The sequence below is a fragment of the Finegoldia magna genome (assembly GCF_003182075.1).
GTDB classification, from domain to species: domain Bacteria; phylum Bacillota; class Clostridia; order Tissierellales; family Peptoniphilaceae; genus Finegoldia; species Finegoldia magna.
The window spans coordinates 33,916-47,974 of the sequence record NZ_QGTH01000018.1; the positions used below are offsets into that span (position 1 = coordinate 33,916).

A 14,059-nucleotide genomic window follows, 5' to 3' on the forward strand; every position below is an offset into this window, starting at 1 on the left:
ATGGAATTAATAAAAGAAATCCTAGAACAGAAAATAAAAAATGCAGAAACAAATAGTCCATCAAAAGATGAAGAAAATAGGAGTTATATAGATCAAGAAACAGGATTAAAATATTGTGCAAAATGTAAAACACCAATTGAAAAAGAAATAGACTTCTTTGGAGAAATAAAAAAAGTTGGTATTTTATGTCAATGTAAAAAAGAAAGACAAAAATTAGAGGAAGAAAAAAGAAAAGAAAATAAAAGGCTTTTGAAAATTGAACACTTAAAAAAAGAGTGTTTTTCTGATCCTATCCTATTAAATTGGAATTTTAAAAATATGGACAAAGACAGTGAGCATGAAAAAGTAGCAAAAAACTATGTTGAAAAATTTGATGAAATATATGAAAACAATATAGGTCTAATTCTTACAGGGAATGTTGGTTGTGGGAAAACTTACTTTGCAAGTGCCATAGCAAATGCTTTACTAGAAAAAGAAATATCAGTCAAAATGACAAATTTTTCTGTAATTTTAAATGATATGACTAACTTTGAGATTGATAAAAGTAAGTATATAAACAATCTAAATCGAAAGGAACTATTAATTATCGATGATTTTGGAATGGAAAGAGATACAGATTTTGCAGCTGAGCATATCTTTAACATAATAGATAGTAGATATAGAAGTGGGAAACCTCTAATTATAACAACAAACTTAAATATATCAGCTTTAACTAATCCTGAAACTATAAAAGATAAAAGAATTTATTCAAGGATACTTGAAATATGCAGTCCCATTATATTTACAGGAGAAAATAGAAGAATAGAAAAAATGAAGGAGAAATCAAAATTAGCCTATGAAATATTAAAAAAAGAATGAAAGTAGGTGAGTGAATGCAAAATGATGATATAAATAGCAGAACAATAGCCATAGTAAAAAAAGCAAGTATAGTAACAGCCAAGCAAGTTATAAATTTGATGAAGAAAATATTAGAAATAAATAAACATAAAGAGCAGACAGAACAGTCAAGACCCTTAGAAAAATTTAAAAAAGTAAAAGTAAAAGACCTCGTAAAAAAAGGTAAAGTAGAAACCTTAGAATTAAATGACATAGACTTAAAAGCATTGAAAAAAGAATTAAAAAGATATGGGGTGAAATTTTCCATAAAGAAAGATTTAGAAAATGGAAACAACATTATCTTTTTTCAAGCAAAAGATATAAAAGTAATGGAACAAGCTTTTAAAAAGACAGTCCAGAAATTTACTAAAGATAAGTCAAGAAAAAGGAAATCTGTAATAGAAAGGCTTAATGACTTCAAGGATAAAGTCAAAGATACTATTGACAGAGATAAGGTTAAACATAAACATCAGGAACAAAGTTTATAATAAAAACACTTGGATATATAATATATATGATGAGAAGGCATGAATAGCTTTATTGTTGAATACTATGAAAAAGAAGATGGGAATCATCCAGTAGAAGAATTTCTCTTATCTATAGATAAAAAATGAGAACAGAAGCATTAGGGAAAAAACTAAAAAATACCTTTGAAAGTAAAATATAAGTATAATGGTGGTTCAAAATGACAAATAAAAGAATATGTCCCATATGTAACTCAAAGATGAGGCAACAGTTTATAGGTTTATTACATTGCAAGTGTGGTATAAGCTATCATAAAGATTTAGGATATTTTAAAAGAAATGAAAATATGATGTTTGTCTTGGAAAGAAAAAAGATAGGTAAAAAAATAAAACAAGTTCCAGTAATAAGATATAAAAAAGATAAATAAAATACTAATGGGTAGAGAAATCTACTCTTTTTTATGGAGAGGAAGTGATTAATTCGAAAATACTAAATGAAATAATAAAAGATATAAAAAATGTTTTTAAGATAAGAGATAAGAAGAAATTTGTATTAGAAAATCTTCCTTACCTCTTATTTTTTTATATAGGAAATATCTTTGCAAGCCATGTCAACTCTTATGTAGGAGGAGATATAATAGATAGAATTCTAGTAGCTTTTAGTCAAATAGATACTTTAAACTATATTCCATCATTAAAAATAAAAAACCTGATACCCGGTCTAATTCTATCAGTAGCTATTAAGTTAATCCTTATACAGAAAAAGAAAAATGCAAAAAAGTTTAGAGAGGGCAGAGAATATGGATCGGCAAGATGGGGAAATGAAAAAGACATTGAGCCATACATTGACAAGAAGTTTGAAAACAATGTGCTATTAACTCAAACTGAAAGACTTACCATGAACAATAGACCTAAAAATCCAAAATATGCGAGAAATAAAAATGTATTGGTAATTGGAGGTTCTGGTAGTGGTAAAACAAGGTTTTTTGTAAAGCCAAATCTCATGCAAATGCACTCTTCATATGTAGTAACTGATCCAAAAGGAACATTAGTCTTGGAATGTGGGAAAATGTTGGAAAGAAATGGATATGAGATAAAAATACTAAACACAATAAACTTTAAAAAATCCATGAGATATAATCCATTTGCATATTTGAAAAGTGAAAAAGATATTTTGAAATTAGTACAAACAATAATTGCAAATACAAAGGGAGAAGGAGAAAAATCAACTGAGGATTTTTGGGTGAAAGCTGAAAAACTCTATTACACAGCACTTATAGGATATATCTGGTATGAAGCTCCTAAAGAAGAACAGAACTTTACAACTTTACTTGCTATGATAGATGCAAGTGAGGTAAGAGAAGAAGATGAAAATTTTAAAAATGCAGTAGACTATATGTTTGAAGCATTAGAAAAAGAAAAGCCAAATCATTTCGCAGTAAAACAATATAAGAAATACAAACTTGCAGCAGGAAAAACTGCCAAATCAATCCTTATATCCTGTGGAGCAAGGCTTGCTCCATTTGATATTCAGGAACTTAGGGACTTAATGAAAGAAGATGAACTGGAGCTTGATACACTTGGAGAAAAGAAAACAGCTTTATTCGTAATAATATCGGATACAGATGATACATTTAACTTTGTAGTATCAATAATGTACTCACAATTATTTAATCTATTATGTGATAAAGCAGATGACGAATATGGCGGAAGACTTCCTGTTCATGTGAGATGCCTACTTGATGAATTCGCAAATATCGGCTTAATTCCTAAATTTGAAAAGCTGATAGCAACTATTAGAAGTAGAGAAATATCAGCTTGTATAATATTACAAGCACAATCACAACTAAAAAGTATCTATAAAGATAATGCAGATACCATAGTTGGCAATTGTGATTCTACATTATTTTTAGGAGGCAAAGAAAGAACAACATTAAAAGAATTATCTGAAAGCCTGGGCAAAGAAACCATAGACCTATATAACACATCAGAAACAAGATCAAATCAAAAGAGCTTTGGTTTAAATTATCAAAAAACCGGTAAGGAACTTATGAGTCAAGATGAAATAACTGTAATGGACGGTGGTAAGTGTATATACCAGCTAAGAGGAGTAAGACCTTTCTTATCTTATAAATTTGACATAACTAAACATAAGAATTATAAGTTCCTTGAAGATTATGATAAGAGAAATATATTTGACATAGAGAAATACCTACAGAGAAAAGATGAGGTTAAGTTAAAAGAGAGTATGGTAGTTGAAATATTAGATGAATAAATTTAAAATTAGAAGTAAGATAGCTATTTAGGAAAGATTAAAAGGAAATACTTGACAAAAAATATTTTATAACATATAATAATTTCAACAGCACCCGACACGCCTCTTAACAATGCGGACCAAGTCGGGTCATTTGATTTTAGGAGAAAAAATGAAAAAAATCTATCAAGAACCGATTAGTATAGAAAATCAAGTAAAAAACTTAATAGACTTAGGACTTTTAGTAGAAGATAAAACTTATGCTAAGAAAATTCTTGGAAGAATATCCTATTACAGGCTGATTAAAGCTTATAGTATCACATTAAAAAAAGATGGAAGATATATATCAGGAATAAGTTTTGAAGATATTGTAAGTTTATATAAATTTGATAGAGAACTTAGACAACTCATATTTGAAATAATAGAACATATTGAAGTTTCTTTAAGAGCAGTTATCACAAACTATTTTTCTTTAAAATATGGAAATTTTGGCTACAAAGATTTGTCAAATGTGGGAAAATATAAAAACAGATATAAAGAAGCATTAAATGATTTAGAAAGAGAAACAAAAAGAAATAGACGCTCACCATTTATAAAAAACTTTAAAGACAATTATGAAGGTGGAGAAATTCCGCTATATGCAGTGATAGAAGTAGCAAGTTTTGGAACTTTATCTAAAATGTATAAAAATATGAAAAATGAAGATAAAAGTAAAATTGCAAAAGTCTTTCATACAGACTACCATTACTTTGAATCTTGGATAGAAAATTTTGCCTATATAAGAAATATATGTGCCCATTATGGCAGGCTATATGGAGCAAAGCTTACAAAATCACCAAAGCTATATAAAGAATATTTAAAAAATAACATTTCAAACAATACAATATTTGCTACATTAGTTAATCTTAAAATAGTTTCTGAAGAAGAAAATTACAAAAATTTTTATCATGATCTAACAGCACTAATAGCAAGATATGAAAATATTGAATTAAGACATGTTGGCTTTATAGAAAACTGGAAAGAATTACTAAAACCATAAAATTAAATAGAGAAATTTACACCGAAAAAAACATTTCGGTGTTTTTTTATGCCCAAAGGAGGAAGAATGAAATATATACGAGATGAGCCGAAAAAATAAGATACAGAGAAAAATGAAATATTAATGAATTAGAAGTAGAAGCGATAGAGAAAACTATCGCTTTTTTTTATGGAATAAAGGAGATAGAACAAATGGAAAGAGAAATGCTAAATATTAATGGAAATCTAGTAGGAGAAATAAAAACAACTGCAATAGATACAAAGGAAGGAGAAAAAGAGGTAGCTAACTTCACAATAGTTAGAAAGAACAAAGAAGAAGGAAAGGTTAAAAAAGAATATATCTACTGTAATCTCTACGGGGAAAAGGCAAAAAGTGTGAAGGAATTTAAAAGTGGAGAATACATCCATATTTTTGGATATTTTAAGGAAACAAAAAAAGAAGACAAGACATTTAAAAATTTTATCGTAAAGCACATAAATAAAATTGAAAAAGAAGAAAAAGAGGAGGAAATATAAATGGAATTTTTTACACAAGCAGTAAATGTATTAAAAATATTAGTTACAGCAATTGGTGCAGGGCTTGGAGCATGGGGTGTTATCAACCTGATGGAAGGTTATGGGAATGACAACCCTGGTGCTAAATCTCAAGGTATTAAGCAGCTTATGGCTGGAGGGGGAATTGTACTCATAGGTTTAAAACTAATACCGCTATTAGCAAACGTGTTAAAATAAAATGTTTAATATAGTAGATAAGATCAAAGAGTTTTTTTCGGAGATACTTATTGATATGATCAAGGAAAATTTAAGCGGAATGCTCCTTGATATAAATGACAAAGTATCAACGATAGCAAATGAGGTAGGAAAGACTCCGAGTGGATGGAACTCGGAGGTTTTCCACTTCATAAAGTCTATTTCAGAAAATGTTATACTTCCCATAGCAGGTCTTATCATAACGGCTGTACTATGTATTGAATTAATTCAAATGGTAATGAACAAAAATAATATGCATGACACAGATACCTTTGATTTTTTTAAATATATGATAAAAATGTGGATAGCAGTATGGCTTGTATCTCATGCTTTTGACTTTTCTATGGCAGTATTTGATGTGGCACAGAATTTAATAGGAAAGGCAGCAGGTGTGGCAAATGCTAGTGCAAAAGTTTCTCCAGGTGATATAGCTAATATGGTAGATAGCCTAAAAGGAGAGTCAATAGGAAAATTAATGACTATAGTACTAGAGACATCAATTGTAAAGATGATAATTCAAGGGATATCAATACTCATTACAGTTATTCTATACGGCAGGATGATAGAAATATATATTTATACTTCAGTTTGCGCCATACCTTTTGCCACAATGGGCAATAAAGAATGGGGAAGTATTGGAACAAACTATATAAGAGGGCTCTTCGCACTTGGCTTGCAAGGTTTATTCTTACTTATATGCGTAGGAATTTATGCCGTACTTGTTAAGACTTTAAATATATCAGACATACACAAAAGTATTTTTGAATTACTAGGATACACCTTAATACTTGGTATAACTATGATGAAATCAGGAAGTATTGCAAAATCAATTTTAAATGCTCATTAATAAAAAAGGAGAAGATGATGAAAATTAGAAGAAAAAAGGACAAAAAAATTAATTTTAAAACACTTGGAACAATAGGACTCCCAATACTTTTAATAGGGGGATATATTACAAGAGAAATACAAAATAGAATGATTATAAGAAAAACATTGGAAGTTTTAGATAATAGAGAAGAAACGAATGAAAAAGTCTTAGAAATAGCAGTGAATATGGGAAAATTATTAGAAGATCTGAACAGAGAAGATATATATGGATTTTACTTAGAGGGGTTAGAATAATGGCTTATGTAAATGTCCCAAAGGACTTAACAAAAGTAAAAACAAAGGTAGCTCTAAATCTAACAAAAAGACAATTAATTGGCTTTACAATTGCAGGTCTAATAGGCTTTCCAGTATATTTAATGGTAAAAAAAGTGCTGCCTAATGACCTATCTATGTTAATTATGATAGGTGTGTCTTTTCCTATAATATTTGCAACTCTTTATGAAAAGGACGGGATCTATTTTGAAAAATATTTAAAGTATATTATAGATAAGAAAAGACAGACAAGTATAAGGATATACAAGACAGAATGTATTTATGATATAAAGAAACAAAGAAAGGAAAGGAGTAAATGAATCAAATACAGAAAAAACAACAGAAAAAATTAAATCAAGAAAAAAGAAATTTAAAAAAACAAAAAGAAGATTTAAAAAGCATTAGTATAAGTCAAAAAAAGATGAAAAAAGCAAATATTTCTAAAGAAAAAGGAAAGCCCAAAAAGAAGCTTTCCTTTTTTGGTGGGAAGAAGAAAAAGAGCGTTCAGGAAACAATCCCCTATTTAAGAATGTTGAGAAATGGGATTTGCCAAGTTGAGAAGAACAAATTTAATAAAATGATACGTTTTTTAGATATTAACTACCAGCTTTCAACAGAAGAAGATAAGGAAAGTATATTTAATGAATTTTCAAGTTTTTTAAACTATTTTGATCCAAGTGTTGATATAGAACTTTCATATATTAATCGCATAGGAAAAAATGAAGAAGTAGAAAAAAACATCAATGTTCCGGATAGAAACGATTCATATAATGAAATACGAAAAGAGTACAGGGAAATGCTAAAAAATCAGAGTCAAAAAGGAAATAATGGACTTACTAAATATATGTATATCACCTTTAGCTTACAAGCACAAGATTTAAAAGAGGCAACTACAAGACTTGAAAGAATGGAAATGGATATATTAAATAACTTCAAGCAGATGGGAGTAAAAGCTTATGTATTAAGTGGATATGAAAGGTTAAAGGTTATTCACGATATCTTAAATCCGAATAAGAATTTTGTTTTTTCCTTTGAAGACCTAAAATATAGTGGACTATCTACTAAGGATTATATAGTACCAGCATCATTTAACTTTTCATCTCACAATCAATTTAAAATTGGAGAATACTTTGGAGAAGTAAACTTTCTGCAAATTCTAGCACCTGAATTATCAGATAGATTATTATCAGAATTTTTAGGGGTTGAAGAAAATATGATTGTAACATTTCATATAAATTCCATTGATCAAACAGAAGCTATAAAGATGATTAAAAGAAAAATAACGGACTTGGATAAAATGAAAATTGAAGAAAATAAGAAGGCTATAAGATCAGGATATGACATTGATATTCTTCCAAGCGATTTAATTACCTATGGTAATGATGCTAAGAAACTATTGGTAGAACTTCAAAATCATAATGAGAGAATGTTTGTCATAACTATTTTGTTTACAAATATGGAAAAAAGTAGAAAGAAATTGAGTAATATAATCTTTCAACTAAATTCAATAGCAGGTAGGCATAATTGTGTATTGAAAAATCTTAACTATAGACAGGAACAAGGACTAATTTCCTCCCTACCACTTGGGAAAAATGAAATCGAAATAAAAAGAGGACTTACAACTAGCTCTACAGCAGTCTTTATTCCTTTTACAACAGAAGAGTTGTGCTTAGAAGGAGAGAGCTTATACTACGGATTAAATGCTTTAAGTCGTAACATCATTATGACAGACAGAAAGCTTTTAAAGAATCCAAACGGTTTAATACTTGGAACGCCTGGTAGTGGTAAATCTTTTTCGGCTAAAAGAGAAATTACCAATGCTTTTTTAATCACACAAGATGACATCATTATATGTGATCCGGAAGGGGAGTATGGAAATTTAACTAAGGCACTAGGTGGAGAAGTTATAAAAATATCGCCAACAAGTAAGGATTATATAAACCCGTTGGATATAAATGTAGACTATGCCGATGAAGACAATCCCTTATCTTTAAAGTCTGATTTTATTCTTTCACTGTTTGAACTTGTAGTAGGAAAGGAAGGATTAAGTGCAGAAGAAACTTCAGTAATTGATAGATGTCTTCCAATATTATATAAGGATTACTTCGACAATCCCATTCCTGAAAATATGCCAATTTTAGAAGATTTATATAATTTACTTTTAAAACAAGAAGAAAATGTAGGGAAAAAATTAGCGGTAGAAATGGAAATTTATGTCAAAGGTAGTCTTAATGTATTTAACCATAGGACTAATGTAGATACAGGAAATAGAATTCTTTGTTATGACATTAAGGAATTAGGAAAGCAACTTAGAAAAATAGGTATGTTAATTGTTCAAGATCAAGTGTGGAATAGAGTAACTATTAATAGAAATAAGAAGGAAACCAGATATTACTGTGACGAATTCCATTTGCTTTTAAGAGAAGAACAAACAGCCTCATATTCCATAGAAATTTGGAAGAGATTTAGAAAATGGGGCGGGATTCCAACAGGATTAACACAAAATGTAAAGGACCTTTTAGCCAGTCCTGAAATAGAAAATATATTTGATAACACTGATTTTATCTTAATGCTTAATCAAGCTAGTGGTGATAGGGAAATTTTAGCTAACAAGTTAAATATATCTCTTTATCAGTTATCCTACGTCACAAATTCCAATGAGGGAGAGGGATTACTATTCTATGGAAACACAATAGTACCTTTTGTAGATAGATTTCCTAAAGATACAAAATTGTATAAGTTAATGACAACTAAACCAGAAGAATTAAAGGAAGGGATAGAAATTGATAGACAGAGAGAAGTTAAAAACTAACTATATTATTAATTTAGATGCAATTTCTGCTCTAAAGGAATTTCCAGATAAAACATTTGATTGCTGTATTACATCTCCTCCATATTATGGACTTAGAGATTATAAAGCAGAAGGACAAATTGGAAGAGAAGAAAGTCCGGAGGAATATTTAAATAAATTAATTGAAGTCTTTAGAGAAGTAAAAAGAGTATTAAAAAAAGAAGGAACACTTTGGGTAGTTATTGGAGATTCTTATGCAGGGACAAGAAGCAAAAAAGAATATAAAGATCCTAAAAACATAGAAGGAAGAAGTGGTCAAAAAGAGTCTATTACAGAAAAACTCAGTGGCTACAAGGCAAAAGACTTAATGGGGATACCTTGGCAACTAGCTTTAAAATTAAGAGAGGACGGTTGGTATTTACGAAGCGATATTATTTGGCATAAGGAAAATGCCATGCCTGAGTCTTGTAGAGATAGACCATCAAGGTCTTATGAACATATCTTCCTACTATCAAAAGCAAGAAAGTATTTCTATAACTTTGACGCTATGAAAGAACCAATAAAAGAAATAAGCAAGAAAAGATATATGAGGGCAAGAGGAAAAAACAATAAGTATTTACAAGAAGGTACAGGAGCTAAAAGACAGAGCATAAATGAAGCAAGAGAGTATGGAGAATATATAGGAGATAATGTCCCTAAGTTTAGAAACAATAGAGATATTTGGACTATTAACACCAGTGCATTTAAAGGAAAACACTATGCGGTATTTCCACCAAAACTGGTAGAACTTTGTATAAAAGCAGGATGTCCTAAAAAAGGCTTGATTCTTGATCCCTTTATGGGTTCAGGAACTGTTGGAATGGTAGCTATTAGAATGGACAGAGAATATATTGGAATCGACATAAACAAAGATTACTGTCAAATAGCTAAAGAAAGGATTGAGAAAAATATGAAATAGGAGGTGTATATGAAAAAGAAAGGGAAAGTAAACCCAAGAGATGTACCAAAGACCAATCTTATATCAGAAAAGAAAGAAGAAAGTAATGAAAAATTCAGTAATACAGAGAGAGCATCAGATTTTTCAAAAAAAGAAATAAATAAAGTAAAAAGCAGGAACAACATAGACAATAATGTTGAAAACTCTAAATATTACTCAGATCATTTGCAAGAAAATAGTCAGGATTTATTCAAAGAAAAAGAAAAGCCAAATAGAGAAAGAAGACAAAGAAAAATCCATGAGGAAAAATTTGCAGAAGCCTCCTATCATAATGAATATCAGCCGGAATATTCGCAACGGCAGCATAGAAAAATGGAAGAAAATGAAGAAAGTAGATATGGTGAATATCACGGGCAAGAAACAGAATACAGGCTAAGTAATTTTAAAGAAGATTTTAATGATGGACCAATTTCAACTAATTCTAATATAAAAAGTAGCATTTCTCCCAAAAAAAATTGCAAGGGGAATAGTAATTTAAAATGGAAGAAAAACGTTGAGAGTGAAACTTTTAATGATGTGCCAGAGAAAAAAATAAGGAGATTTAGAAAAGAAGATAAGAATTTTAATAGAGAGGTAAGTTCAACATATGATCCATTATCACAGGACTCAGATAATGATGGTGTCATAGATCGCTATGACATTAACTTTAGTGATAGCAATGTATCCTATAGGGATACAAGAGATGACTATAAGTATTTACCATCTTCTGATGTGCAAAGAAAAAATTGGGATGGTTATTCTATTCTTGGTAAGAAAGGGAAAGAAAGCTTTCAAAAAAACACCTTTAAAAAACTTTATCAATCTCAAAGTCAGTTTAAGGATAAAGGGGAAAAAGCAGAATTAAAATCTTTAAATGGGAAGTTTAGAGGAAAAGATCTATCATATAAGGCAAATGAAGAAGATAAAAAAATAATTCAAGACCTGAATACTAATAAAAAACAAAATAGCAAATATTTCAAAGGCAAAGTTAGAAATTTAGAAGAAAAAAATATGCTAATGGGTAGGGTTTCTAGTGGGAAATTTAGACAGGATAGCATATCTGAAGGATTTAAAAGTGAATCTGAAAAAAATAAAGATAAATATAATATAAATAAAAAGAATCAAGAAAAAATAGGCACAAAAAAAGAAATCTTCAAACAGGAAAAAAACGTAATAAAAAATGAGAATCTTGAAGTAGATGAACTTGATTTAAATCATAGTGGAATTTCTAATAAAAACAAGGGAAAGAAAAGACAAATAAAAGACGCTTTTGATAATACTATAAAGAAAAGCAACTTTGATCCAAAGAAAGAATACACCAGGACAAAAAAAGAAGTACAGGATTCCAAAAATTTATCTGAAGAAAATAAGGTAGATACAAAAAATAAAACTAAATTCCATTCTAAAAAAGATAACAAAAGTGAAAAAGATAAGTTTTATAAAAAGGAAGATAAAATATCAAAACTATATGAGAAAAAGAATAAAAAGGAAAAAGAGTTAATTAAGGATAAGAAAAAGTCAAAAAAAGCGGGTTTAGAAAAACCTATTACTTTTGCGAGTGCTATGACGGCAAACTATCTATATAGTGGGAAAGATGATAATGCAGGCGTTAACGCTGCTTATAAGCTTAGTAGAACTACCGAAGTTATAGGTAGAGAAATTAGCCATTTTAGAAGGAAAAAACCTTTAAAAACTCAAAGAAAAATAAAATCTTTAGAAGGGAAAATTTATAAGAAAGAAAGTAAACTCCTCTTTCAAAGAAATTTTGAAGAATTGAAGAAGACTAAAGCTTATCAAAACTCTAATAAATTGAATCGATTTTTTATGAAAAAGAAGTTTCAGAGAGATTTTAGGAAGAAACACGGGGAAGGTTTAGTAAATAGAATAAAGAAATCTTTCGCTAATATTGGAAAGAAAACATTGGAAGTTTTAAAAAACAAAGGATATAAGCAAATTTTAATTGCCCTTTGTATTTTAGGACTTTTTTTTATGCTATTTCAAGGAATTAGCAATGTTGGCAGTCTTACTTCAGGATTAACAAGTAATGTTATAGCTACAAGCTATCTATCAAAAGAAGAAGTTTTAATGGATATTAATAATGAATTTACAAGTTATGAATATGCATTACAAGATGAAATAGATAGTATTAAAGAAAATTATCCAAATTATGATGAATATCATATAAAAGGAGATTCTGTTGGTCATGATCTACACGAACTTTTTAGCTATTTAACAGCAAGATATGGAGAGATTAAGTCAGCTGAAGAGATACAAAAGGAATTAAAAATACTATTTAATCAAATGTATGAGAAAAAATATACTTCAAAGTCTATTACAAAATATGACAGTGAAGGAAATCCATATACCTATAGAATTCTAACATTAACTATAAAAAAGAAAAGTATTGATGAAATAGCAAGAGAAGAATTTGCAAACTATGAAACAAATATGGCTCATTATTTAGCTTTACTTGATAGTCAGGGAAATATGAGTGGATATTTTGGATCAAGCTATGGGAACTTGGGAGAGATTATAGACAATCCAAACTTTGGAAATCCCGGTCTTGCTTTTGATTCTGAAACTGCCAAAGCCTTATTTAATGAAGCAGAAAAACATATAGGTAAAAGATATGTGTTTGGAGCAAGTGGACCATCTAACTTTGACTGTTCAGGTTTTGTATGTTGGTCATTTACAAAGTCTGGTGTAAAGAGAATGCCAAGAACAACTGCATGGAGAATATACAAAGACTATTGTAATCCAATATCTCCAAGCGAGGCAAAACCTGGGGATATTATTTTCTTTAAAGGCACATATAATTCCGGCACGCCAATTTCTCACGTAGGGATATATGCCGGAAATGGAATGATGCTCCATGCAGGAGATCCTATCCAATATGCCAGTATAAACTCAAAGTATTGGAAAAATCACTTTTATTCCTTTGGTAGACCAAAATAAGGGGGAAGGAGTAAAAATCTATGAATAAAAAATTAATCAGAAACATAGAAAAACAGAAGAATTTAAGAAAGAAAAAAGAAGAAATTGAAATAGAACTTCAGTTATTAGTAGAGGAACAAGAAGAAATAGAAAATTTAGAGGTCATTAAGGAATTTCGAAGTCGAAAAATATCTCTTGATGAATTTTTATTTATTGTTAGAAAAAATAAGGAAGAAGAAAATAGAGAAAGACAAGAACTTAAAAGAAAAGATACAAATGAAAGTGAGGAAAATTTATGAAAAAAATAACCAGTGGAATTTTAGCTGTGATAATGCTACTTGTAAGTTTAGTGAATATAGTGGCTGTAAGTCCTGTATATGCAAGTACAGATTATAAGGTAGAGTGGACGGAAGATGATTTTATGTATTCCTCTGAGGGAAATATAATAGCCTTTAGTGATAAAGGCTTAGAAAAGAAAGAGAAGACAAATATTCTAGTATTTCCTGAAGGAACGAAGTCTATTAATGGAAATTATTCTTTAAGTCATTCAAACGATGAACTTAGATATAAAAGAGAATTTGGACGTGGCAAACATTGGGATAAAGTAATTATTCCTGATTCTGTTAAGCATTTAGGTTATGCTGCCTTTTACGATGCAAGTATAGACGAGGTAAAACTATCAAATAGTCTAACTTATCTTGGTGGTTTAGTATTTTTCAATTGTGGACTTAGAGAAGTGACTTTACCTGATACTTTGGTAAATATTGAACATAATGCTTTTGAAAGAAATAACCTCCAAGAAATAACTATACCGAAGTCTGTGAAGACAATTGAAC

Annotated in this window: 15 protein-coding genes; all 15 read left to right on the forward strand. The window is 29.5% G+C overall.

Features of this window, described 5'->3' with window-relative positions; genetic code table 11:
• Entirely contained in the window at positions 1 to 858 is an 858-nt protein-coding gene (locus tag DES33_RS07565) for an ATP-binding protein (RefSeq protein WP_110058581.1), read from the forward strand.
• Between the two features lie 14 nt (positions 859 to 872).
• A complete protein-coding gene (locus DES33_RS07570; protein ID WP_050198395.1) occupies positions 873 to 1,364 on the forward strand; it encodes a PcfB family protein in 492 nt (163 codons plus the stop codon).
• Between the two features lie 197 nt (positions 1,365 to 1,561).
• On the forward strand, positions 1,562 to 1,768 hold the full coding sequence (locus DES33_RS07580; protein WP_019117252.1) for a hypothetical protein: 207 nt from the start codon (positions 1,562 to 1,564) through the stop codon (positions 1,766 to 1,768).
• A gap of 44 nt (positions 1,769 to 1,812) precedes the next feature.
• Positions 1,813 to 3,615 (forward strand): VirD4-like conjugal transfer protein, CD1115 family, encoded by a 1,803-nt coding sequence (locus DES33_RS07585; protein WP_110058577.1) that lies wholly within the window; start codon positions 1,813 to 1,815, stop codon positions 3,613 to 3,615.
• Between the two features lie 151 nt (positions 3,616 to 3,766).
• The gene (locus tag DES33_RS07590; RefSeq protein WP_060800154.1) at positions 3,767 to 4,633 is read left to right on the forward strand and encodes an Abi family protein; all 867 of its coding nucleotides are present in this window, start codon (positions 3,767 to 3,769) and stop codon (positions 4,631 to 4,633) included.
• A 191-nt stretch (positions 4,634 to 4,824) separates the two neighbouring features.
• Entirely contained in the window at positions 4,825 to 5,148 is a 324-nt protein-coding gene (locus DES33_RS07595) for a hypothetical protein (RefSeq protein WP_002838912.1), read from the forward strand.
• A complete protein-coding gene (locus tag DES33_RS07600) occupies positions 5,149 to 5,364 on the forward strand; it encodes a Maff2 family mobile element protein (protein WP_002838961.1) in 216 nt (71 codons plus the stop codon).
• Between the two features lies 1 nt (position 5,365).
• Entirely contained in the window at positions 5,366 to 6,229 is an 864-nt protein-coding gene (locus DES33_RS07605) for a VirB6/TrbL-like conjugal transfer protein, CD1112 family (RefSeq protein WP_004838430.1), read from the forward strand.
• Between the two features lie 17 nt (positions 6,230 to 6,246).
• Positions 6,247 to 6,504 carry a hypothetical protein gene (locus tag DES33_RS07610; RefSeq protein ID WP_110058578.1) on the forward strand — a complete coding sequence of 86 codons (258 nt, stop codon included), beginning with the start codon at positions 6,247 to 6,249 and terminating at the stop codon, positions 6,502 to 6,504.
• Positions 6,504 to 6,842 (forward strand): PrgI family protein, encoded by a 339-nt coding sequence (locus tag DES33_RS07615; protein WP_002838958.1) that lies wholly within the window; start codon positions 6,504 to 6,506, stop codon positions 6,840 to 6,842. The genes DES33_RS07610 and DES33_RS07615 overlap by 1 nt, the downstream gene beginning before the upstream one ends.
• Positions 6,839 to 9,334 (forward strand): VirB4-like conjugal transfer ATPase, CD1110 family, encoded by a 2,496-nt coding sequence (locus tag DES33_RS07620; RefSeq protein ID WP_019132982.1) that lies wholly within the window; start codon positions 6,839 to 6,841, stop codon positions 9,332 to 9,334. Before DES33_RS07615 ends, DES33_RS07620 begins: the two co-directional genes overlap by 4 nt.
• Positions 9,306 to 10,271, forward strand: a complete 966-nt coding sequence (locus DES33_RS07625; RefSeq protein WP_110058579.1) for a DNA-methyltransferase — start codon at positions 9,306 to 9,308, stop codon at positions 10,269 to 10,271. The genes DES33_RS07620 and DES33_RS07625 overlap by 29 nt, the downstream gene beginning before the upstream one ends.
• 9 nt (positions 10,272 to 10,280) lie before the next feature.
• Entirely contained in the window at positions 10,281 to 13,244 is a 2,964-nt protein-coding gene (locus tag DES33_RS07630) for a CD1108 family mobile element protein (protein WP_110058580.1), read from the forward strand.
• A 20-nt stretch (positions 13,245 to 13,264) separates the two neighbouring features.
• Positions 13,265 to 13,522, forward strand: a complete 258-nt coding sequence (locus tag DES33_RS07635) for a hypothetical protein (RefSeq protein ID WP_001035536.1) — start codon at positions 13,265 to 13,267, stop codon at positions 13,520 to 13,522.
• A partial coding sequence (locus DES33_RS07640; protein ID WP_146199873.1) for a leucine-rich repeat domain-containing protein occupies positions 13,519 to 14,059 on the forward strand: 541 nt, incomplete at its 3' end. The genes DES33_RS07635 and DES33_RS07640, both read left to right, overlap by 4 nt.